General features: G+C 71.3%; 21 protein-coding genes and 3 tRNA genes. 5 read left to right on the plus strand and 19 right to left on the minus strand.

Annotation, left to right across the window (positions count from 1 at the left end; translation table 11 throughout):
* Nucleotides 1–352: 352 nt before the first annotated feature.
* Nucleotides 353–1939, plus strand: a complete 1587-nt coding sequence (locus ASD90_RS04215; protein WP_056752029.1) for a ribonuclease J — start codon at nucleotides 353–355, stop codon at nucleotides 1937–1939.
* A gap of 203 nt (nucleotides 1940–2142) precedes the next feature.
* Here ASD90_RS04215 and ASD90_RS04220 read toward each other — a convergent pair.
* Nucleotides 2143–2216: transfer RNA gene (locus ASD90_RS04220), tRNA-Phe, on the minus strand.
* Nucleotides 2217–2452: 236 nt separating this feature from the next.
* Between ASD90_RS04220 and ASD90_RS04225 the strand changes: the two genes are divergently transcribed.
* A complete protein-coding gene (locus tag ASD90_RS04225; protein ID WP_056752036.1) occupies nucleotides 2453–3019 on the plus strand; it encodes a YceI family protein in 567 nt (188 codons plus the stop codon).
* Nucleotides 3020–3085: 66 nt separating this feature from the next.
* Here ASD90_RS04225 and ASD90_RS04230 read toward each other — a convergent pair whose 3' ends face one another.
* Both ASD90_RS04230 and ASD90_RS04235 read right to left on the minus strand, forming a co-directional pair.
* Nucleotides 3086–3607 carry a hypothetical protein gene (locus tag ASD90_RS04230; protein ID WP_056752038.1) on the minus strand — a complete coding sequence of 174 codons (522 nt, stop codon included), beginning with the start codon at nucleotides 3605–3607 and terminating at the stop codon, nucleotides 3086–3088.
* A gap of 134 nt (nucleotides 3608–3741) precedes the next feature.
* Nucleotides 3742–4764: a M12 family metallopeptidase gene (locus tag ASD90_RS04235; RefSeq protein WP_056752040.1), complete on the minus strand. Its 1023-nt coding sequence runs from the start codon at nucleotides 4762–4764 to the stop codon at nucleotides 3742–3744.
* Nucleotides 4765–4957: 193 nt separating this feature from the next.
* On the opposite strand from ASD90_RS04235, the gene ASD90_RS04240 reads away from it, so the two are divergent.
* Nucleotides 4958–5539 (plus strand): dihydrofolate reductase family protein, encoded by a 582-nt coding sequence (locus ASD90_RS04240; RefSeq protein WP_056752043.1) that lies wholly within the window; start codon nucleotides 4958–4960, stop codon nucleotides 5537–5539.
* Between the two features lie 100 nt (nucleotides 5540–5639).
* Here ASD90_RS04240 and ASD90_RS04245 read toward each other — a convergent pair whose 3' ends face one another.
* Complete coding sequence (locus ASD90_RS04245) at nucleotides 5640–7778, minus strand: MMPL family transporter (RefSeq protein WP_056752045.1); 2139 nt, start codon at nucleotides 7776–7778, stop codon at nucleotides 5640–5642.
* 199 nt (nucleotides 7779–7977) lie between these two features.
* Between ASD90_RS04245 and ASD90_RS04250 the strand changes: the two genes are divergently transcribed.
* On the plus strand, nucleotides 7978–9414 hold the full coding sequence (locus tag ASD90_RS04250) for a GuaB1 family IMP dehydrogenase-related protein (RefSeq protein WP_056752048.1): 1437 nt from the start codon (nucleotides 7978–7980) through the stop codon (nucleotides 9412–9414).
* Between the two features lie 142 nt (nucleotides 9415–9556).
* On the opposite strand, the gene ASD90_RS04255 is transcribed toward ASD90_RS04250, so the two are convergent.
* From ASD90_RS04255 to ASD90_RS04265, 3 genes are read right to left on the minus strand one after another with little or no spacing between them, the layout of a single operon-like run.
* Nucleotides 9557–10231 carry an HAD family phosphatase gene (locus ASD90_RS04255; protein WP_056752050.1) on the minus strand — a complete coding sequence of 225 codons (675 nt, stop codon included), beginning with the start codon at nucleotides 10229–10231 and terminating at the stop codon, nucleotides 9557–9559.
* 16 nt (nucleotides 10232–10247) lie between these two features.
* Nucleotides 10248–11534 (minus strand): acyl-CoA desaturase, encoded by a 1287-nt coding sequence (locus ASD90_RS04260; RefSeq protein ID WP_056752054.1) that lies wholly within the window; start codon nucleotides 11532–11534, stop codon nucleotides 10248–10250.
* A 13-nt stretch (nucleotides 11535–11547) separates the two neighbouring features.
* Complete coding sequence (locus ASD90_RS04265) at nucleotides 11548–12618, minus strand: ferredoxin reductase (protein WP_056752056.1); 1071 nt, start codon at nucleotides 12616–12618, stop codon at nucleotides 11548–11550.
* Nucleotides 12619–12765: 147 nt separating this feature from the next.
* Here ASD90_RS04265 and ASD90_RS04270 point away from each other — a divergent pair, with 147 nt between their 5' ends.
* The gene (locus ASD90_RS04270) at nucleotides 12766–13908 is read left to right on the plus strand and encodes a CdaR family transcriptional regulator (protein WP_082588469.1); all 1143 of its coding nucleotides are present in this window, start codon (nucleotides 12766–12768) and stop codon (nucleotides 13906–13908) included.
* A 100-nt stretch (nucleotides 13909–14008) separates the two neighbouring features.
* On the opposite strand, the gene ASD90_RS04275 is transcribed toward ASD90_RS04270, so the two are convergent.
* The 12 genes from ASD90_RS04275 to ASD90_RS04330 all read right to left on the minus strand — a co-directional run bounded on the left by ASD90_RS04275 (nucleotide 14009) and on the right by ASD90_RS04330 (nucleotide 21947).
* Nucleotides 14009–14965 (minus strand): D-2-hydroxyacid dehydrogenase family protein, encoded by a 957-nt coding sequence (locus ASD90_RS04275; RefSeq protein WP_082588470.1) that lies wholly within the window; start codon nucleotides 14963–14965, stop codon nucleotides 14009–14011.
* Nucleotides 14966–15039: 74 nt separating this feature from the next.
* Nucleotides 15040–15113: transfer RNA gene (locus ASD90_RS04280), tRNA-Asp, on the minus strand.
* 32 nt (nucleotides 15114–15145) lie between these two features.
* Nucleotides 15146–15218 (minus strand) — tRNA-Glu (locus ASD90_RS04285).
* A 104-nt stretch (nucleotides 15219–15322) separates the two neighbouring features.
* Complete coding sequence (locus ASD90_RS04290; RefSeq protein WP_056752061.1) at nucleotides 15323–16369, minus strand: PHP domain-containing protein; 1047 nt, start codon at nucleotides 16367–16369, stop codon at nucleotides 15323–15325.
* 39 nt (nucleotides 16370–16408) lie between these two features.
* Nucleotides 16409–17290 carry a hypothetical protein gene (locus ASD90_RS04295; protein ID WP_056752063.1) on the minus strand — a complete coding sequence of 294 codons (882 nt, stop codon included), beginning with the start codon at nucleotides 17288–17290 and terminating at the stop codon, nucleotides 16409–16411.
* Entirely contained in the window at nucleotides 17287–17853 is a 567-nt protein-coding gene (locus tag ASD90_RS04300; RefSeq protein WP_082588471.1) for a SigE family RNA polymerase sigma factor, read from the minus strand. Before ASD90_RS04300 ends, ASD90_RS04295 begins: the two co-directional genes overlap by 4 nt.
* Nucleotides 17854–17976: 123 nt before the next feature.
* Nucleotides 17977–18525, minus strand: a complete 549-nt coding sequence (locus tag ASD90_RS04305) for an NUDIX domain-containing protein (protein WP_056752065.1) — start codon at nucleotides 18523–18525, stop codon at nucleotides 17977–17979.
* A 105-nt stretch (nucleotides 18526–18630) separates the two neighbouring features.
* Entirely contained in the window at nucleotides 18631–19110 is a 480-nt protein-coding gene (locus ASD90_RS04310) for a nitroreductase/quinone reductase family protein (protein WP_056752068.1), read from the minus strand.
* Between the two features lie 117 nt (nucleotides 19111–19227).
* Nucleotides 19228–19836, minus strand: a complete 609-nt coding sequence (locus ASD90_RS04315) for a methylated-DNA--[protein]-cysteine S-methyltransferase (protein WP_056752071.1) — start codon at nucleotides 19834–19836, stop codon at nucleotides 19228–19230.
* Nucleotides 19829–20329 carry an RNA polymerase sigma factor gene (locus tag ASD90_RS04320; protein WP_056752074.1) on the minus strand — a complete coding sequence of 167 codons (501 nt, stop codon included), beginning with the start codon at nucleotides 20327–20329 and terminating at the stop codon, nucleotides 19829–19831. The genes ASD90_RS04315 and ASD90_RS04320 overlap by 8 nt, the downstream gene beginning before the upstream one ends.
* Before the next feature lie 89 nt (nucleotides 20330–20418).
* The gene (locus tag ASD90_RS04325) at nucleotides 20419–20931 is read right to left on the minus strand and encodes a methylated-DNA--[protein]-cysteine S-methyltransferase (RefSeq protein WP_056752078.1); all 513 of its coding nucleotides are present in this window, start codon (nucleotides 20929–20931) and stop codon (nucleotides 20419–20421) included.
* A complete protein-coding gene (locus ASD90_RS04330; RefSeq protein ID WP_056754419.1) occupies nucleotides 20928–21947 on the minus strand; it encodes a cation diffusion facilitator family transporter in 1020 nt (339 codons plus the stop codon). Before ASD90_RS04330 ends, ASD90_RS04325 begins: the two co-directional genes overlap by 4 nt.
* Nucleotides 21948–22039 lie beyond the last annotated feature (92 nt).

A 22039-nucleotide genomic window follows, 5' to 3' on the forward strand; every position in this document is an offset into this window, starting at 1 on the left:
GGGACACGCTGTGACCTGCCTACCCTGACATCCGTGCGTCTGCAGGTGTGAGCACCTGACACCTCGGTTTCGTCGCCATCCCGCCGTTGCTCAGCACGAGAAGGATCACCATGACACCGCAGCTGTTCACCGCAACCAGCCGCCCGGCGCCCGAGCAGGCCTCCTCCAGCTCGGACCGCCAGGCCGTGAGCTCCCGTCCCGGGAGGGGCCTGTGAGCGCGGGTGGCGGTCGCCGGCCTCAGTCCCGTGGGCGTGGACGCGGCTCCCGACGGTCGTCCCAGGACATCCCCACGCTGCCGCGCAACGGCCTTCGGATCGTTCCCCTGGGTGGACTGGGCGAGATCGGCCGCAACATGACGGTCTTCGAGCACGCCGGGCGGCTGCTCGTCGTCGACTGCGGCGTCCTCTTCCCCGAGGAGCACCAGCCGGGCGTCGACGTGATCCTGCCGGACTTCTCCTGGATCCGGGACCGTCTCGACAAGGTCGACGCGATCGTGCTCACGCACGGTCATGAGGACCACATCGGCGGCGTGCCCTACCTGCTGCGCGAGCGACCGGACATTCCCGTTGTCGGCTCACGCCTCACGCTCGCGTTCCTCGAGGCGAAGCTCCAGGAGCATCGCATCACCCCGGTCTCCGTGCAGGTGAGCGAGGACGACCGCCGCTCCTTCGGCCCCTTCGACTGCGAGTTCGTGGCCGTCAACCACTCGATCCCCGACGGGCTCGCCGTCGCGATCCGCACCGCAGCGGGCCTCGTCCTGCACACCGGCGACTTCAAGATGGACCAGTTCCCCCTCGACGGTCGGGTAACCGACCTACGCGCCTTCGCCCGCCTCGGCGAAGAGGGCGTCGACCTCTTCCTCGTCGACTCGACGAACGCGGAGGTTCCGGGCTTCACGGTGTCGGAGGGCGAGCTGTCGCCCGCGATCGAAGCGGTGTTCCGGACCACAACGGGACGGGTCATCGTGTCGAGCTTCGCCAGCCACGTGCACCGCATCCAGCAGGTGCTCAACGCGGCCCGCGACCACGGACGGAAGGTGTCCTTCGTCGGCCGGTCGATGGTCCGCAACATGGGCATCGCCGCCGACCTCGGCTACCTGGACATCCCCCAGGGCCTGGTCGTCGACCTCAAGCAGCTCGAGCGCCGGCCCGCGAACGAGATTGCCCTGATCTGCACGGGGTCGCAGGGCGAGCCCCTGGCCGCCCTGTCGAGGATGGCCAGGCGAGACCATCCCATCCGCGTCGCCGAAGGTGACACCGTGCTGCTCGCCAGCTCCCTCATCCCGGGCAACGAGAACGCCATCTACCGCGTCATCAACGAGCTCACCCGCTGGGGTGCCAACGTCGTTCACAAGGGCAACGCCAAGGTGCACGTCTCCGGCCACGCCAGCGCCGGCGAGCTCGCCTACTGCTACAACATCGTCCAGCCCTCCAGCGTGCTGCCCGTCCACGGGGAGTGGCGCCACCTGCGAGCAAACGCCGACATCGCCATCCGCACCGGCGTCGACCCCAAGCGCGCCCTCATCGCCCACGACGGCGCCGTCATCGACCTCGTCGACGGCCAGGCGACGATCACCGGCACAGTCCCCGCCGGCCTCGTCTACGTCGACGCCATGACGGTCGGCGGAGCGACCGAGGAGTCCCTGCACGTGCGCCGCACCCTCGCCGAGGAAGGGGTCATCACCATCGTCTGCATCGTCGATCCCGACACCGGCAAGCTCACCGAGGAGCCCGACTACCTCGCCCACGGGTTCGAGCACGAGCCCGGCGACTTCGCCAAGGCCACACCGGCCATCCAGAAGGCGCTCACGACCGCCACCAAGGAGGGCATCGAGGACATCGAGCAGGTCGAGGAGCTCGTCCGCCAAGCCATGTCCACCTGGGTCCACCGACAGGCGCGCCGCAGCCCCCTCATCATCCCCGTCATCGTCGACGCCTGAGCCTCCCTCAGGCAGGGCGCGGGACCGATCACTCCTGCACGCACCGGAGCCACGCGAAGGAACCACGCCCTCAACCGGGCCGCGACAGGACAGCATGCGCCGGTCCCAAGGGCAGCAACTGCGCCTGGACCATTGCTCTTGCCGCTCCGCGGCCACGACGAAGCCGCAGGTCAGAGGGATCTGAACCTGCGGCTTCGGGGTTGTGGCCAGGGGCGGGGTCGAACCGCCGACCTTCCGATTTTCAGTCGGACGCTCGTACCAACTGAGCTACCTGGCCGGGACAACGAGTGGAACTATAGCCGACCCCTCGGGGCTTCCTGCAAACCGCCCACGGGTGGCGCAGGAGCGCACGTGAGGGATCGTCGGCGGGTATGGGGAGGTCAGCCGTCGGGGGCGAGCGCCGGGGTCCCGTGCCCATAACTTGCCAACGAACGAGGCAGTAGTGAAAGATTCAAGCACCCTGGGTCGTGAGAGGATGCCGCGACTCATTCTTCGAACCGCAGGGGAGAGACCATGACCGACCACGGATCCGCGTTGAGCGGGGACTGGGATTTCGACCCGGCCCACACCCGTATCGGCTTCTCGGCGCGGCACGCGATGGTGACGACGGTGCGCGGCTCGTTCAACGACGTGACCGGCCGCCTCTACGCCGACGTCGACGACATGGACAAGTCGTACGCCGAGGTGGTCCTCAAGGCCGCCAGCGTCGACACGCGCAACCAGCAGCGTGACGACCACCTTCGCAGCGCCGACTTCTTCGACGCCGAGAAGTGGCCCGACATCCGCTTCGAGAGCACGCAGATCGAGGAGGTCGAGGAGAACGCCTACATGGTCTCCGGCAACCTGACGATCCGCGACATCACCAAGCCCGTCACCATCCCGATCGAGCTCATCGGCGTGCAGACCGACGCCTTCGGCGCGCTGCGCGCCGGCTTCGAGGGCTCGCGCCGGATCAACCGCCGCGACTTCGGCCTCGAGTGGAACATGCCCCTCGACGCCGGCGGCGTGCTCGTCTCGGAGAAGATCTCGCTCGAGTTCGAGATCTCCGCCGTCAAGCGCGGGAGCGACCAGCAGGACTGACCCGCCGGAGGTCGAGGTGTGCCGTCGCGCCGGGCGGCGCGTGGACACCTCGACCGGACGGGTCGGTCAGGCCCCGGGGCCCTTGGTGCGCACGTCGGCGACGTGCGACATGGCCTCACGCAGCTCGCCGAGCCAGTCGCTCTCGTGCTGGGCGACGAGCTTGACGCACCAGGCCAGCGCCTCGGCGCGTGACCGGGCCACCCCGGCGTCGACGAGCGTGTCGAGCACGAGCCGCTCGGGCTGGCGCAGCCGTGTCATCGCCGGCGCTGCCACGTGCGTGAACAGCTCGGTGTGGTCGCCGACGCGCACGGCCCACGACACCTTCCGCTCGAAGCGGTGCTCGGCCTCGCGGGCGATCTCGATGCGACGGCCGCGGGTGTCCTCGCGGAACGCCTTGGCTCGACCGGCGCGCGCCTCGTCGCGCTCGGCGGCGCTCGACCCGTCGGGCAGGTCGACGTCGGCGACGGTGAGGACGACGGTGATCTCCTCGCGGTCGACGGTGATCTCGGGTGGCGTGCTGCGCCACTCCTCGGGCAGGCGGCCGACGAACCAGCCGCGCACTCGCTCCAGTGCTTCGTTCGTAATCATGTAATCAGGATTACTCCATTACGCGAGAGCGTCAACGCCTTACCCCGGAGGCAGAGAGCGAGGGCGCATGCCGTCGGGTGGCGAGCGGACGGCATACGCCCTCGGTGGAGGGTCCTGGGAGGGGAGCGCGAGCGTCAGCGGCGGCGCGCCCGGATCGAGTAGGTGCCGGTCCCACTCGGTCGGTAGTGGCGCACCTGGGCGACGTAGCGACCGGGGGTGAGCCCGGCACGCACGCGCGCGTTGACGCCGTAGCCGCTGTCGTCGTCCTCGCCAACGAGGTCGGTGTCGCTGTCGGGCCCGAAGAGGGAGAGGTAGACGTCGGTCGACCCGCGTGTCGACACCTCGTAGAGCCCGTCGCTCGCGACGTCGAAGGCGTAGAGGTCCTCCTCGCCGGCAGCTCCGATCGAGGCCTCGACCTTCGGGCCGTCGATCGTGAGGGTCGCCGCGTCGGTGACGACCGGGGCGCCCTTGGGATACATGGCCGCTCCCGCGACGAAGGCCTGGTCGAGCGCCGAGAGGTCGTCGTTGGCGTGCGTGGCGACACCGTTGAGCGTCCACGTCGCCGGGAAGGCGTAGAGCATGATCGAGTCGGGGTCGAACTGCGTCCCCTTGATCTGGTCGACGGCGTACTTCATGAAGACGTTGTGGCGGACCTTGGCCTCGTCCCAGCGGTTCGGTGGTCCGGCGAGGGCCGCGATGACGACCGGCTCGTTCCATTCGATGCCGCCCTGCGGGTTCGAGTGCTCGTGCGCGAGCCCGATGGCGTGGCCGAACTCGTGGCCCGCCGTGCCGCCGTCGAGGAAGCCGAGGTTCATCGTCGCCTCGTTGCTCGGGATGCCCTTGTTGTCGGTGCCGACGTAGGACCACGCGCCGTCGGTGGGGTCGAACGAGACCCGGAGGTCGGCGTTCGGGTGGTTGCCGAAGTCGAAGGAGATGTTGCACGCGGCCTGCCACCACGCGGCCTGCTCGCGCGCCTTGGCCTGCTGGGCGGGCGTGCCCTCGAGGAAGCGGACCTTCAGCGTCGTGCCGTTCATCCACGCCTTGCCGATGGGCGAGATCGCGCGGTCCGCACCGTCCGGGCCCCGCTCGCGCCGGTGAGGGCGCATCAGGTCCTTGGGAAGGATCCGGTCGAAGCACACGTGCGGTGCATCCGTCATGGCGTTCCCCCAATCATTCCGGGGCGCAGTCGCGTCCACCGTCCATCGTCCTACCGCCGGCGGTCGCGCACAGCCGAATCGGCCGTATGCCGTGTGGTGGCGCTCGTGGGCCGCTGCGGGCTGGTTGACTCCTGCCCGAGCGACAGCCATCGATGGATGATTTGGGGGCACCCCGAAGCAGAGGAGAAGCGCCGTGGGCACGGTGGTCATGTACGGCTCGGTGTCGGTGGACGGCTTCGTCGCGGACGAGAACGACCAGCCCGGACCGCTGTTCGACTGGTTGTCCGACGGTGACGTCCCGTTGGACGAGAGTGGCGAGCTGCTGGTGTCGCAGACGTCCTACGACTACATCCGGCCGTACTGGGACCAGATCGGGGTGACACTCGTCGGCCGCCACGTCTTCGACCTGACGGACGGCTGGGACGGGAAGCCTCCGAGCGGCATCGACCACGTGGTCGTCGTGACGCACCGGCCGCCGCCCGACGGCTGGGACCCCGAGGCGCCGTTTCACTTCGTCGACGGCGTCGAGGCAGCCATGGCCCAGGCGCAGGAGCTTGCGGGTGACCGCATCGTCGAGGTCGCCGCTGGTGACGTCGGGGGCCAGATGCTCGCCGCGGGCCTCGTCGACGAGGTGCGCATGGACGTCGTACCCGTCGTGCTCGGGTCCGGCAAGCGCTACTTCGGGTCGGTCCACGCCCAGCACCTGCTGGAGGATCCCGACGTGGTGATCCGGGGCGACCGGGTGCTGCACCTGCGCTACCGAGTGCGCCGTTGACCGATCCGAGCGGGTGACACCAGATCGGGGCTCCGGCTGCATCTGCGCGTCGCTGCCCGGGCCCGACGCGCCGGCCGACATCCAGCCGGCGACGACCCCCTCAACCCTGAAGAGCCGGTTCGGCGACGGGCTCGGGACGCTCGGCTGCTGCGGTGGTCGCGGCATCGGTGCGGGCGAGCCTGCTCGGCCACCACATCCGTGCCCCGATGTCGAGGTTGAGGGCGGTGACGAGGACCGAGCGGACGATCAGCGTGTCGAGCAGGACGCCGAGTGCCACGGCGAAGCCGATCTCGGCGAACGCGACGATGGGCATCGTCGCGAGCACCGCGAAGGTGCCGGCCAGTACGAGCCCCGCCGACGTGATGACCCCGCCCGTCGCAGCGAGCCCCACGAGCGACCCGCGCCACGTCCCGACCTTCTTCGCCTCCTCGTGGACACGGGTCATGAGGAAGATGTTGTAGTCGATGCCGAGGGCGACGAGGAAGACGAAGACGAAGAGCGGGAACGAGGAGTCGGCGCCGGCGAACCCGAGCACGTGCCGGAAGACCAACGCGGACAAGCCGATTGCCGCTCCGAAGGAGAGCAGGACCGTCCCGATGAGGACGAGTGGTGCGGTGAGGGCGCGTAGCAGGAGCACGAGGATGAGCAGGACGACGCCGAGGATGACGGGGATGATCCGCTCGTTGTCGTTGGAGCTGGCCCGGAGCGTGTCGACGCGGGTCGCCGTGTCACCTCCCGCGATGGCGTTCGCACCCGGCACGGCCGCGATGGCCGTCCTGATCCGGTCGAGCGTCGCGGTCGCCGCGTCGGAGTCCGGGGCCGAGGTGAGGGTGGCCTGGATGAGCGAGCGGCCGTCCCGAGTCACCGGGTCGGCGACCGTGTCGACGCCGTCGACCGCCTCGAGCGACGACCGCACCTGGGCGGCGGCGGCCCCGTTCGCCAGGACGAGGACCGGGGACCCGCCGCCGGCGGGGAAGTGCTTCGCGACGATCTGCTCGCCGATCACCGACGGCGGCGTCGTGTAGTAGGAGTCCTTGTTCTGCAGCCCGACCGCGTTGAGCTGGAGCACCCCGAGCGACGCGATCGCGAGCAGGAGCGACGTCACCACCCACGTGCGTCGCGGTGCCCGGGCGATCCGGGCGCCGATGCGGGCCCAGACCCCGTCGCGGGTGCCGTCGACGGAGCCCAGGGTCGGGCGGACGGGCCAGAAGACCCAGCGGCCCAGGACGACGAGCAGGGCCGGCAGCAGCGTCAGCATGACGAGCAGGGCGACGGCGATGCCGATCGCGGCGACGGGGCCCAGTCCCTTCGTCGAGCTCATGGACGCGAAGAGGAGGCAGAGCATGCCGGCGACGACCGTGGCACCCGAGGCGAGGATCGCCGGGCCGGCGCGGTGCAGGGCAACCGCCATGGCCTCGTGCCGGTCGGCGTGACGGCGCAGCTCCTCGCGGTAGCGCGCCACGAGGAGCAGCGCGTAGTCGGTACCGGCGCCGAAGACGATGACCGTGAGGATGCCGGAGCTCTGCGCGTTGACCGTGAGGGTGTCGCCGTCGGCGAGGAAGTAGATGACGCCCTGCGCGACGAACAGGGCGGTGCCCGCCGAGACGACGGGAAGGAGCCAGAGGATCGGGCTTCGGTAAGTGATGAGCAGGATGAGGATCACGACGGCCATCGCGCTGTAGAGCAGCTTGCCGTCGATGCCGGAGAACGCCTCCGACGAGTCCGCGCCGTAGCCGACCGGCCCGGTGACGTGCATCGAGAGACCGGCGGGCCCGTTGGCGGCGATGTCGCGCATCTGCGTCGCCGTGGTGCTGAGGGAGTCCCAGCCGGCTTCCCCGGCGTCGACCGGGACGATGACCTGGAGCGCCTGGCCGTCGGCGGACGGGATCGGGCCGACCGAGTCGCGCTTGACCGGCTCGAGGGCGTTGAAGCGCGCGACCTGCGCGGTCACGGCGGCGAGGTCGGCCGGCGTGACGCCGCTCGGCCGCTCGTAGACGATGACGGCGGGGAACTCGTTGGTGCTCTGGAACGCCGAGATCTGGTCGACGACCTGGGTCGACTGGGCGTCCGCGGGAAGCCATGACGCGGCCTCGTTGTTGAGGACCGACTGCAGCTTCGACGACGGGCCGGCGAGGAAGCCGACCACGACGATCCAGAAGCCGACGACGAGCCACTTCGTCACCCGGGAGGACGGGATTCGCGCAAGCCGCCCGACATCGCCGATCCTGTTGTCATTCATGGCATTTGCCCCCTACCGGAGTCTGCCGCGCAGTCGCGGCCCGATCAACGCTAGGGCCGCCGACGGCCGCGCGAACAGGGGTTGGGGCCAGGTTGGGGGTCGACTTCAGGGTCAGGTGGGGGAGGACCCTGACCCCGCTGCCCCGTCAGGGCCGGGTGTCGACCGCCGCTCGCACCGGAACCGCCTACCATGGGTTCCCGTGCAGTTCCTCAACGGTCTCCAGCCCCAGCTCGACCTCACCTACGACGACGTCTTCATGGTGCCCAGCCGCTCGTCGGTCACGAGCCGCCTCGACGTCGACCTGTCGTCGGTCGACGGCTCGGGCACGACGATCCCGCTCGTCGTCGCCAACATGACCGCCATCGCCGGTCGGCGCATGGCCGAGACCGTCGCCCGACGTGGCGGCATCGCCGTCATCCCGCAGGACATCCCCGTCGAGGTGGTCCGCGACGTCGTCGGCTGGGTCAAGCAGCGCCACCTCGTCCACGACACGGCGATCACCCTCGAGCGGCACATGACGGCCGGCGAGGCGCTCGTCCTCATCGGCAAGCGGGCCCACGGTGCCGCAGTCGTCGTCGACGGTCCGAAGCCCGTGGGCATCGTCACCGAGAAGGACCTGACCGGCGTCGACCGCTACACGCAGGTGCACGACGTCATGCACGAGGACATGGTCGTGCTGCCCGACTCCATCGACCCGCAGGAGGCCTTCGAGCGGCTCTCGGCTGCGCGGCGCAAGGTCGCCCCCGTCGTCTCCGAGCACGGCGAGCTCGTCGGCATCCTGACCCGGGGTGGTGCGATCCGAGCCGGCCTCTACCAGCCGGCGGTAGACGACAGGCAGCGCCTGCGCGTGGCCGCGGCGGTCGGCATCAACGGTGACGTCGCGGCCAAGGCCGCCGAGGTGCTCGACACCGGCGCCGACGTCCTCGTCATCGACACCGCCCACGGGCACCAGGACAAGATGATCGACGCGCTGCGTGCGGTGCGGGCGCTCGACCCGCAGGTACCGGTCGTCGCCGGCAACGTCGTGTCTGCCGCCGGCACGCGTGAGCTGGTCGGGGCCGGTGCCGACGTCGTCAAGGTCGGGGTGGGCCCGGGGGCGATGTGCACGACCCGGATGATGACCGCGGTCGGTCGGCCACAGTTCTCGGCAGTGCTCGAATGTGCCGCGGCTGCAAGGGATCTCGGCAAGCACGTCTGGGCTGACGGTGGAGTGCGTCACCCGCGCGACGTCGCCCTCGCGCTCGCGGCAGGCGCGTCCAACGTCATGATCGGTTCGTGGTTCGCGGGCACGCTCGAGTCGCCCGGCGACCTGTACACCGACAACGACGGGCGCCAGTACAAGGAGTCGTTCGGCATGGCGAGCAGCCGGGCCGTGCGCAACCGCACCGCGACCGACACCGACTACGACCGCGCCCGCAAGTCCCTCTTCGAGGAGGGCATCAGCACGGCGCGGATGTACATCGACCCCGCGCGCCCCTCCGTCGAGGACGTCATCGACGAGATCGTCGCCGGGTTGCGCAGCAGCTGCACGTATGCCGGTGCGCGGACGCTCGAGGAGTTCCACGAGCGGGCGGTCGTCGGGCTCCAGAGCACGGCCGGCTTCGCCGAGGGGCGCCCGCTCCACACCTCCTGGTGACGCCGGCGCCCGACGGCGGCCCGTGTCAGCGGCGGACGATCGGCGCGAGACCTGCCGGATGATCCGCCGTCCAGTGGGGTGATCACCCCACCGAAGCGCAGACCATCACGCGGTCACCCTCGGGAGGCGACGGCATACGCGATCAGTGGCGCTTGCGGCCGACCTCGACGACGCGCCAACCGCGCTCGCGGGCGAGCTCGCGCAGCTCGCCGTCGGGGTTGACGGCCACGGCCTCACCCACCCGCTCCATCATCGGGAGGTCGCTGATCGAGTCGCTGTAGGCGGCGCACCGGGACAGGTCGTAGCCGCGCTCGGCGGCGAGCTTCTCGATCTCGATGACCTTGCCTGCGCCGTAACAGAACTCGCCCGTGAGCTGGCCGGTGTAGCGGCCCTGCTCGTCGAGCTCGCTTCGGGTCGCGACGGCACCCTCGAGCCCGAGCGCCGTCGCGATGCGGCTGACGAGCTCGATGGGCGAGGCCGACACGACGATGCGGTCGTGCCCGCGCTGGCGGGCCTCCGACAGCAGCGCCATCGACGCCGGGATCGCCTTGCGCACGATGCCCGGCACGATCGCGTCGGTCAGGTGGATGATGTCGGACTGCGGGATGCCGGCCACCGCCCGGAGGATGCGCTCACGCAGCGCCTCCGACCCTTCGTCGGTGGAGCCCTTGCGGTGGAAGGAGATCGCGTTGACGGTGTCCTTGACGAGGTCCTTCCACGGCACGTGACCGCCCCGGAAGGCGGCGATCGCGAGCGGGTAGTTGGCGGACCCCCGGATCAGCGTGCGGTCGAGGTCGAAGAAGGCGGCCGTCGGCACCGGTCGTGCTCCCGCCTCAGCCGACACGGGCCACCATCGGCAGGGCGGAGCGCCGCGGCGGGACCGGGGCGTTGACGGCGTGGGCGGCGTTCTTCGGCAGGGGTCGCGGGCGGTTGGGCAGGGCGAGGCGGAACACCTTGGCCCACGCCTGGTAGACCTGCTTGGGCAGCGGGCCGGTCGTGTACGGCAGTCCGTAGCGCTGGCAGATCTCGCGCACCTCGACGGCGACCTCGTGGTAGCGGTTGCTCGGCAGGTCGGGGAAGCAGTGGTGCTCGATCTGGTGGCTGAGGTTGCCGGTCATGATGTGCATGAGCTTGCTGCCCGAGATGTTGGCCGAGCCGAGCATCTGGCGGATGTACCAGTCGCCGCGGGTCTCGCCCTCGATCTCCTCCTCGGTGAACGTGTCGACGCCGTCGGGGAAGTGGCCGCAGAAGATGACGGAGTGCGCCCAGACGTTGCGGATGGCGTTGGCCGTGAAGGTGCCGATGAGAGCCTGCTTGCCCGAGCCGAAGGGGACGGCGGCGAGCGGGGTGGCGGCGTAGTCCTTGGTGAACTGGCGGACGACCTTGCGGCCCATGGCCTTGAGGTCCTTTTTGAGGTCGTCCTTGGACTTCTCGCCGTCCTTGACGGCCTCGAGCTCGAGGTCGTAGATCGCGATGCCCCACTCGAAGAAGGGCGCGAGGATCATGTTGTAGAGCGGGTTGCCGAGGTTGCCCGGGTGCCAGGGCTGGTCCTCGTCCATGCGCAGGATGGAGTAGCCCACGTCCTTGTCCTTGCCCAGCACGTTGGTCCACGTGTGGTGCAGGTCGTTGTGCGTGTGCTTCCACGCGGCCGCCGGCGTGACGAAGTCCCACTCCCACGTGGTCGAGTGGATGTCGGGGTCGCGCATCCAGTCCCACTGGCCGTGCAGGACGTTGTGGCCGATCTCCATGTTCTCGAGGATCTTCGCGACCGAGAGCATCGCGGTGCCGGCGACGAACGCCGTCTTCTTCTTCGAGAAGAGCAGGGTGGCGCGGCCGGCGACCTCGAGGGTGCGCTGGATGCGGATGACCCTGCGGATGTAGGCCGCGTCGGCCGCGCCACGCGTCGCGATGACGCGGTCGCGCAGGGCGTCGAGCTCCTTGCCGAGCTGCTCGACGTCGGCGTCGGTGAGGTGGGCGGCGGCGCTGGGGCGCTTCGCGGGTCCGCCGGACGCGGCGAGGATCGGCTTGCGGGGCCGGGGCGTCGTGGCGGTGCCGTCAACGACACCGGTGGCGGCGTCCCCGAGGGGCGTCGTCGTCGGTCGGTTCGTGGTGGCAGTCATGGTGGTTCCCTTCTCAGATGTCCAGGTGGACGGGTCCGGCGGCCGCGTTGACACAGGTCTGGATGAGCTCGCCCTCGTCACCGTGGACCTCACCGGTGCGCAGGTCGCGAACCTTGCCGGCGACCAGGGGGACGAGGCAGCTGCGGCAGATGCCCATGCGGCACCCGCTCGGCATGACGACGCCGCAGTCCTCGCCGGCCTCGAGGAGGGGGACGTCGCCGCCCGCCTCCACCTCCTTGTCGGACTTCTCGAACGTCAGCAGGCCGCCCTCGCCGCCGGACCCTTCCAGCAGGACGGGTGCGAAGCGCTCGATGGTGAGGTTCGTGTGGGTGGCGTCGTCGCCGTCACGCAGCCACAGGTCGGTGGCCGCGTCGAGGAAGTCGGTGGGACCGCAAGCGTATGCCGCCCGCTCGCGCCAGTCGGGACAGAGCGTCTCGAGGTCGGTGACGTCCGAGAGGTCGAGGCGGCGCGAGCCCTCCTCACGGGTGAACCAGTGGCGGACCGTGAGGCCGGGGAACTGGTCGGCGAGCTCGAGCAGCTCGTCGTGGAAGAGGGCGTCGTCGCGGGTGCGCGCCGAGTGGACGAGCACGACGTCGGCGTCGGGTCGGCGCGGGACGAGCGTGCGGATCATCGACATGACCGGCGTCAGGCCGCTGCCGGCGGTCAGCATGAACAGCGGGCGCGGGTGCTCGGGGAGCACGAAGTCGCCCTGCGGGGTGTCGAGGAAGAGGATGTCGCCCACCTTGGTGCTGCGGGCGAGGGCCGTCGACACGAAGCCGATCGCGGTCACCGTGATGGCCGGGTCGTGCCCGACGGCGGCCGACAGGGAGTAGCTGCGCCACTGCCGCACACCGTCGATCTCGACGCCGATGCGGGCCCACTGGCCGGCGGCGTGGGGGTTCCAGCCGCGGCCGGGACGGAAGTGGATCGTCGTCGAGTCGGGGGTCTCGCGGACCACCTTCGTGACGACGCCCCGCAGCTGGCGCGCCGAGGCCAGCGGGTTGACCAGATTGATGATGTCCTCGGGAGCGAGAGGGGTCGTCAGGAGCGACGCCACCCGCCGGAGAGCTCTGATCTGGGTCATCCTCCTATGGTCGTCGCCCAAGCCCCTCGGGATCTTGGGGTGGCGCGTACTCTTTGGAGTGAGAAACTGTTGCACGACGACAAAATGCAGGAGGTCGAAGTGGCGCAGGACACGTCTGACCCGCCGTGGTTGTCTCTGCCAGCCGAAGTGACGACCGTTCTGCGGCCCGTCGTCGGCGACATCGTCGAGGCCATCATCGAGGGCATACCCCGTGACGTGCCGGTCTATGCGATGCCGATGGAGGGCCGCTTCGGCCAAGGCGTCCGTCGGGGCGTGACGGTGGCGCTCAACCGCTTCCTCGACCTGCCGGGCACCCGCTTGCCGGCCCTGTCGGAGGACGGCAAGTGGGTCTACGAGAACCTCGGTCGCGGGGAGGTCCGCTCGGGCCGGAGCCTCGAGTCGCTGCTCGCCGCCTACCGCTACGGCGCCCGCGTCACCTTCCGCGCCATCTCGCGCACCGTCGACGTGTCGCAGCTGCCGCCCGACGTGCTGCTCTCGCTCGGGGAGTCGCTCTTCGCCTACATCGACGAGCTGTCGGCGGCGAGCGCGCAGGGCTACGCGCAGGAGCAGTCCGAGCGCGCCGGCGAGCAGCTGCGCCTGCGCGGTGAGCTGCTCGAGATGATCCTGCGCGGCGACTCCAGCGACGGTGGCGTGGCACGCCTCGCCGCGGCCGTCGGCTGGACCCTGCCCGAGGTCGTCGTCGTCGCGCTCGTGCCCTTCCCGCACGTCGACGGGCTGCGCGGCGCGCTCGGACCCGACGGTCTCGTCGCCGAGCGAGGCACGGACGTCGTCGTCGTCTTCCCGTTCGTCAGCCGCAAGCCGCGTCGACGCGACCTCGAGCGGGCCCTGCGCGGGCGCCGCGCGATCGTCGGACCGGCACGTCCGTGGCAGCAGGCGAGCGAGTCGCTGCACCTGGCGACGTCGGCGGGGGCCCACGGCGTGGCGCCGGGACCGGACCGGCCGCACGGCGACGCCGCCCCCGTGTGGGTCGAGGACCACCTCGCCGAGCTCGTCGTGCTCGCCGAGCCGCTCGCCACCGACGACCTCGCCCGCACGCGGCTCGCGCCGCTCGACAGCCTGCGGCCCGCCGTGCGCGAGCGCCTGACCGAGACGCTCCTGTCGTGGCTGCGCCACCAGGGGCAGCGCGCGCCGATCGCCGCCGAGCTCTTCGTCCACCAGCAGACGGTGGGCTACCGGGTCGCCCAGCTCAAGGAGCTCTTCGGCGAGGCCCTCGACGACCCGGAGGTGCGCTTCGAGCTCGAGCTCGTCCTGCGCGCCGGCCACCGCTGAGGTCACGTCACGGGCGGGGCCGGGCGCACGGCATACGCCCTCGGGTGGGCAGGTCGGGCGCCAGGACGCGGCGAACGCGCGACCTCGCGCCCGACGATGGTCAGAGCGCTCGGATCGGGGAGCCGTCGAGGTATGCCGTCACGTCCTCGACGACGCCGCTGAAGAACGTCGCGTAGACGTCGCGCGTCACGTAGCCGAGGTGCGGCGTCAGCAGCGTGCGCGGCGCGGTGCGCAGGGGGTGGTCGACGGGCAGGGGCTCCACGTCGAAGACGTCGAGTCCGACGCCTCCGAGGTGGCCACGGTCGAGAGCCGCCAGGAGGGCGCGCTCGTCGACGATCGGGCCCCGGGAGGTGTTGACGAGCATCGCGTCGGGTCGCATGAGCGCCAGCTCGCGCTCGCCGACGAGGCCGCGGGTGCCCTCGGCGAGGACGAGGTGGATCGAGACGACGTCTGAGCCGGACAGCACGTCGTCGAGCGGGGCCGATCGGACGCCCGCCTGCGCCGCCCGCTCGGGGGTGAGGCTGCGGCTCCACGCGACGACGTCCATCCCGAACGCGCGGCCGACCGCGGCGACCTGCGTGCCGATGCGACCGAGGCCGAGCAGGCCGAGCGTGTGGCCCGCGAGGTCGCGACCGACGGTCGTCTGCCAGCCGCCGTCGTGCACGGCCGTGGACTCGGGGACGAGGTGTCGCACCAGCCCGAGGACGAGGGCCCAGGTGAGCTCGGCCGGTGCCGTCGCCAGGCTCTCGGTGCCGCAGACGGTGATGCCGGCCGCGGTGGCGGCCGCGACGTCGATGCTCGGGTTGCGGCGGCCGGTCGTGACGACGAGCCGCAGCCGGGGGAGCGAGGCCAGGACCGCGGCCGGCAGCGGGGTGCGCTCGCGCATGACGACGACGGCGTCGTAGGGCGCGAGCCGCTCGACGAGCGCTCCTGCCTCGCTGACGTGGTCCCGGAACACCTCGACCGAGCAGGGGGAGCCCGGGTGGTCGGTGACCGGCGACCAGTCGGCGCTGGACAGGGCCACGCCCTGGTAGTCGTCGAGCACCGCGATCCGCACAGGGCACAGCCTACGAGGACCCCCACATGCGAGAAGCGCCGCTCTCTGATGAGAGCGGCGCTTCTGGTGTCTTGCGACCCCGACCGGGCTCGAACCGGCGACCTCCGCCGTGACAGGGCGGCGCGCTAACCAACTGCGCTACGGGGCCTTACTGGGTGGTGCGTGTCGAACTGTACTGCGTATCCCCAACGGGATTCGAACCCGTGCTGCCGCCGTGAAAGGGCGGAGTCCTAGGCCGCTAGACGATGGGGACCTGCCCGACCTATCCGTTGGGACGTCGAAACTATATGGGAGATTCCGGCACCGTCCAAATCGCCTCCGAACGGCCGTCCGGAGCCCCTTCGGCAACCCCTCCGGTCACCCCTTCGCCCAGGCCCGGACCTCGTCGACGGGCCACGTCGTGACGATGCGTTCGGCGGGGATGCCGAGGCGCTCGGCGCGCTCACAGCCGAGAGACTTCATGTCGAGCTGTCCGGGTGCGTGCGCGTCGGAGTCGATGGTGAAGAGGCAGCCGAGGTCGCGGGCCAGCTCGATGAGCTCGTCGGGCGGGTCACACCGCTCCGGACGCGAGTTGATCTCGACGGCGACGTCGTGCTCGAGGCAGGCCCGGAAGACCTTCTCGGCGTCGAACTGCGACGGCGGACGCTTGCCGCGGTTGCCCGTCACGAGCTGGCCGGTGCAGTGGGCGAGCACGTTGGTGTGCGGGTTGCGCACGGCGGCCACCATGCGGGGCGTCATCTCGAACGAGGGCTGCCGCAGCTTGGAGTGGATCGAGGCGGTGACGACGTCGAGCTGGTCGAGCATGTCGTCGTCCTGGTCGAGCGTGCCGTCGAGGTGGATGTCGACCTCGATGCCCCTGAGGAGCGTGAACGCGTCGCCAAGGCTCGCGTTGATCGCGTCGACACGCTTCAGCTGGTCGGCGAGGCGGGCCCGGCTCAGGCCGTTGGCGACGGTGAGGCGCGGCGAGTGGTCGGTCAGCGCCATCCACTCCTGCCCGAGCTCGACGGCGGCGAGCACCATCTCCTCGATCGGGCTGCCGCCGTCGCTCCAGTTGGAGTGGGCGTGCAGGTCTCCGCGGAGGGCGGCGTAGAGGTCGGCGCCGCCGGTGGTGAGCGGCGCGCCGTGCTTCTCTTCCGCCGAGACCAGGTAGGCCGGCAGGACGCCGCGCACCGCCTGGCCGATGATCGCGGCGCTCGAGTCGCCGATTCCCTTGATCTGCTTGAGGGTTCCGGCCTCGACGCGCTCCTTCAGCTCATCGTCGCTGATGAGCGTGATCGCCTCGATGGTCTTGCGGAACGCGTCGACGCGGTAGCTGCTCTCGCGCCCCCGCTCGAGGAGGAAGCAGATGCGGCGCAGCGCGTCGAGCGGGCTGATCGGTGCCTGCGGAGGGGTCGGCTGCTCCATGCCGAGCAGCCTAACCGCGGCACCCGACGCCGTGCCCGCCTACTGCTGCAGGGTCGGCAGCGTGCTGCCGTCCGGCAGCTTGCCGGGCGCCGTCTGGGTCGACGGGACCACGCGCACGATGTCGCCGTACTGCTGGGCGATGAGCCCGGGCGACGAGCCCTCGTCGGCCATGACGACGACCTGGTCGCCGCGGGCGTCCTGCGTCACGGCGATGATCTCGATCCCCTTGGAGCGCCACAGCATCCGCTGGTCGAGGATCTCCTTCGCGACCTTCTCCTTCTCGGCCAGGGAATGGCTCATGACGACGAACTCCACATCGGTCGGTGACGGCATCGCGGCGGCCACGAAGGCCTCGAGGCCGGGGTCGTGCCGGGTGACCACGACGGCCACGCGGGCACCTGCGGGGTCGGCGGCATACGCCCCCGAGAAGACGTCGGGCCAGCGCGCGGCCACGGTGGGCTCGACGGCGTCGAACGCGTTGGTCTGCGGCGTCGAGAGCGTGCCGAACCACCGGGTCGTGTCGCGAGCAGGTGGGGCGGACGGGACGAGGTCGACGCCCGTGGGCGCCTCGCTGCCGGTGAGGGTCTGGGGCGATCGGGCGCCGTTGTCCGCGCCGGCGCTCCCCGTCGCGTCCTTCATGACCTCGGGCGCCGAGCCCGCGCTGGCGCTGCTCGACGACGCGCCGTGGTCGCCGAGCGCCCAGGTGCCGCCGACGGCGCCGACCACGACGACGGCGGCTGCCGCGCCGAGCAGCGCTGACCGGCGGCGGGAGGTGCGGGCCCGCCCGCGCATCAGGGCGCGCTGGGCGAAGAGGTCGTCGCGGGGTGGTTCGAGGTCGTTCATGGTGGACAGCGCCTTTCGCAGCTGGAGCTCGCCCTCCTCCGGCGCGGCGCCGGGCCCGCGTGTCGTGTCGTCGCTCATGGGAAAGCTCCCGCCCCGGTCAGTGGTGGTTCGGCCAGCCGGTCGCGCAGGGCGGCGAGCCCGCGCGAGATCTGGCTCTTGATGGTGCCCTCGGCCACGCCCGTGCACTCGGCGATCTGGGGCACCGTGAGGTCCTCCCAGAAGCGGAGGACGAGGACGGCGCGCTGCTTCTCAGGGAGGTCGCGCAGCAGGTCGGTGAGGGTCATCGCGAGCTCGCGGTCGTGGTCGGTGGTCGCCGGCTCGGGTGCCTGGTCGGTGAGCACCTCGCGACGTCGTTTGCGCTGGTCGTTGAGGTAGAGGTTCATCATCGTGCGTCTCGTGTAGGCCGTCTCGGCGCCGGTGGCGATCCGCGGCCACGCGACGTAGACGCGGGCGAGCGCCTCCTGGACGAGCTCGTCGCCGTCGGCCCAGTTGCCGCAGAGCAGGTAGGCGCGTCGGCGCAGCATCGTCTGCCGCTCCTCCACGAAGCTGCGGAACGCCGCCTCGTCCCTGCGTCTCATGTGCTCCCGCCGGTCCCGGTCGTCGTCGGTGGTGCCGATCGTCTGGCTGTCAGTGTCGTACACCCCCTAGGACACGGCGGCGCGTCGAACCGTTGCACCCGGGCCGGGATTCGCGAGATGGCGTATGCCGTGTGGTGCGGTCGTCGTCGTGCGGTCGGCCCTGGCTCGGGCTCGCGACGCCCGGCGTCAGGACACTCGGTCGAGCGCCACGAGGGCGAGCATCAGCGCGGCGATCGTCTCGCCGTCGGTGATGGCGCCGTCGCGGACGAGCCCGAGGACGTCGCGGACCGGGGCGCGGCGGACCTCACGGATCCCCTCCTCGGCGCGGGCGTTGGTGTCGGCGGCGCCCGGGGCCGGCTCGAGCCCGCGCGCGAGGAAGACGACCTCCGGTGCGCGGCACACGCCGTTGAGGGCGTTCATGGTGCCGACCTGACGCCAGTCCCGAGCGACGAGCCCGGTCTCCTCGACGAGCTCGCGGCGGGCGGCCGCGAGCGGGTCCTCGCCGTCGGTGCCTCCTGCCGGGACCTCGACGGAGGTGCCGACCGTGTGCCGGTCGAGCGTCACGAGGACCACCTCGTCGTCGTCGGTGAGGGCCACGACGAAGACGGCCGGCCGCTGCAGCTCGACGACGCCGTAGATGCCATCGGTGCCGTCGGGTCGGGTCACGACGTCCTCGCGCACGCGGATCCACGGGTTCTCGTAGACGACCTCGGTCGCACGCACGGGCCAGCTCACGACGGATCTCCGGGACGCATGCCCCCGATCGTCCCACCCGTCACTCGAGTGAGCGTCCCGTCCCAGTCGAGTGAGCGCCCCGTCCCAGCGGCCGGGGTCGGTGGGTCAGTCGAGGAGGGTGATGAGCACCAGGGCGCGGCCGGCCGTTCCGGCGCGCACCTCGTCGAGGGTCGGCGGACGGTCGACGTTGACCTTGAGGGCCACCCGGTTGGCCCGCTTGGGTCCGAGCCGCTCGAGGAGCCGGTCGAAGACCTCCGCGACGCGGTCGGGATCCTCCTCGAGGACCGCGTGCGCACGGCGTCGCCGTCCGTCGACCGTCACCTCGAGGTCGGCCCCGCCCCGGAGGTTGGCCCGCCAGGCGCCGCCCCCGTAGGTCATGAGCTGCCCGTCGAGCTCGTGGCGGCCGACCGGGACGTCGTAGACGCGGCCCGTGCGCCGCCCGGTCACGTGCAGGACCAGCAGGCCCTTGCTCGCGATGCCGTGCAGGGGCGACGACAGCACCCACCGCATGACGGGGTTGACGAGCTTGACCAGGGCGGCGGGCGCCAGGGCCTCCTCGACCGCGGGCTTCGTCGTGTCGGTCACCGCCTCAGCATGGCACCGCGGCAGGGCCGCGGAGGGCGATCGCCGATCCCGCCCCCCGTCCCACTCGAGTGAGGTCCCGTCCCACTCGAGTGAGCACCCGGTCACGGCAGCTGCGGGTCAGGCGGCGCGCTCGAGGGCGAGGAGGCGCTTCTTCGTGGGGAGACCGCCGAGGTAGCCGCCGAGGGAGCCGTCCGAACGGACGACGCGGTGGCACGGGACGATGATCGGCAGCGGGTTCGTCGCGCACGCCGACCCGACGGCCCGCACGGCCCGCGGGCTGCCGGACGCCACGGCGACCTCGCCGTAGCTCTCGGTCGAGCCGTACGGGATCTCGCCCAGGTGCCGCAGCACGGTGAGCCGGAAACCGCGGGCCAGCCGCAGGTCGAGCGGGACGTCGAATCCCTGCCGGCGCCCGGCGAAGTAGTCGTCGAGCTCGCGCGCCAGCGGGTCGAGGCGGACACCCCCGCGGAGGATCCGCGATCCGACCGACGACCCGAGCGACTCGAGAACGCGGTCGTGGTCCTCGATCTCGAAGGCGACGCGTACGACCCCGTTCTCGGTCGCTGCGAGCAGGAGCGGTCCGACCGGCGAGTCGAGGAGGCGGTAGGTCACGTCGAGGGAGGACTCCGCCGAAGCGCGGGTGACCAGGGCGGCGTGGAGGGCGGCGAGGCGCTCGTCCTCGCCGGAGGCGGGCTCCGTCAGGAGCTGGATCGGGTTGTCAGACATGGGTGCTCACCCTTCCGTGGGGGGCGTAGGTGGACCGGAGCCGCGCGATGCCGTCGGCTGCCGCACGGCGTGCTGCCGCGGGCGTTCCGCCGACGATGCGGGCGACCTCGGGGTGGGGCAGCCCGGCGACGTGGTGGTAGGCCACGCAGAGGCGCTGCTTCTCGGGGAGGGCGGCGACCGCCGTCCAGAGGTCCCCGTCGGGCAGGGCCTCCTCCGGCTGGTCGGCGCGAGGGGCTGTGGCATCGGGCACCACCGCGACCGGCACGGCCCGACGGGCGCCGGCGCGGGCGACGTCGACGGCCTTGCGGTGCGCGATGGTGACGAGCCAGGCCCGGACGTTCGCGTCGTCGGGCAGGTCGGGCCAGGCCCGCAGGGCCGAGAGGAAGGTCTCGGACCATGCGTCGTCGGCCTCGGTCGGGCCGAGCACGGCGCGGCAGACGCGCAGCACCACGGCCCCGTGCTCGGTGACGGCCTGCTCGAACGGTCGCTTCATGCCCTGTAGACGCTCCGGCCTCCGGAAGTGTGAGGTCACCCAGTGTGACGGACGGGGCGGACCGCCCACTCGAGTGCGGCTGGGCGCTGTCAGAAGAGGCGGCCGGAGGTGGCGGCGGGGGGCTCCTCGAGCGCGAGGAGGAAACGCTTGCGGTCCAGCCCACCGGCGTACCCCACGAGCGAACCGTCGGCGCCGATGACGCGGTGGCACGGGACGACGACGGCGATCGGGTTGCGGCCGTTGGCCGTGCCGACCGCCTGGGCGAGGTTGCGGTCGCCGAGCGCCCGCGCCAGGTCGCCGTAGCTGCGCGTCTCGCCGTAGGGGATCTCGCGCAGCAGCGCCCACACCTTCTGGTGGAAGGCGTCGCCCCGAGGTGCGAGCGGGAGGTCGAACTCGGTCAGCGCGCCGGTGAAGTACGCGGCGAGCTGCACGCCGGCGGCCGCGAACGGCTCGTCGGCCGGGTCGCCGACCTCGCCGAGGACCGCGGGGTCCTCGGGGCGGTACTTCGCGGCATCCATGAGCACGTGGGTGATGGCGCCCTCCTCGGCGACGACGGTCAGCTCGCCGATGGGCGAGGGCAGGACGACGTGCGCGCGGCTCATGCCGGGTCGTCGCGCCGCGGTGTCGACCCGTGCGCAGCGACGATGTCGTCGTGCGTCGGGATGGGGAACTCGGCCGCGTAGTCGCCGTAGGCCCGGGGGTCCTCGGAGGGCTCGAGGTGGCAGGTCAGGGCGATCTCGCCGAACTCGCGGTGCACGGCCTCCTCGACCTCCTCCATGAGGTCGTGCCCCTGCTGCACCGTCCACGCGCCGGGCACGAGGACGTGCACCTCGGCGAAGCGGTGGTGGCCCGAGACGCGGGTGCGCAGCGCGTGGAAGTGGACCTCGCGCGTGACGAAGCGCGCCAGGATCTCGGCGATCGCGCTGTTGTCCTCCTTGGGCATCGAGATGTCCATGAGGCCCTCGGTCGACTCGCGGATGAGCTTCCACCCGGTCCAGACGATGTTGATGCCGACGAGGAAGGCGATGACGGGGTCGAGACGGGCGATGCCGGTGAGGCCGACGAGGAGGACGCCGACGACGACGCCTGCGGACGTCCACACGTCGGTCATGAGGTGCTTGCCGTCCGCGGTGAGCGTGAGCGAGCGGTGCTGGCGCCCGGCGCGCAGCAGGACCACCGCGACGGCGCCGTTGACGGCCGACGCGACGACGGAGATGGCCAGGCCGATGCCGACGTTCTCGATCGGCTGCGGGTGCAGGAAGCGCTCGACCGCGGTGTACATGATCACGAGGGCGGCGACGAAGATCATCATCCCCTCGACCGCCGCCGAGAAGTACTCGGCCTTGGTGTGCCCGTAGTGGTGGTTCTTGTCGGCGGGCATCGCCGCGACCTTGAGCGCGATGAGCACGGCGACGGCGGCGACGAGGTTGACGACCGACTCGGCCGCGTCGGAGAGCAGGCCCACCGAGCCGGTGATGCGCCATGCGATGACCTTGAGCGTGATGGTGACGACCGCCGCAGCGATGGAGAGGTAGGCGAACCGGCTCAGGTCGCGGGTCTGGGGCGCACGACCGGATGACGCGGGCGCTTCGGGCTGGTCCGGCGCGGGACCCGGGATCGCTGACACCACCCCAGTGTCGCAAACGCCACCGACGCCGATGACCTGCGACTCCTCTGCGGACGCGGTGACCGCCTCTGGTGAGGATCGTC

Source organism: Terrabacter sp. Root181 (genome assembly GCF_001428505.1).
In the GTDB taxonomy this organism is placed as follows: Bacteria; Actinomycetota; Actinomycetes; order Actinomycetales; family Dermatophilaceae; genus Terrabacter.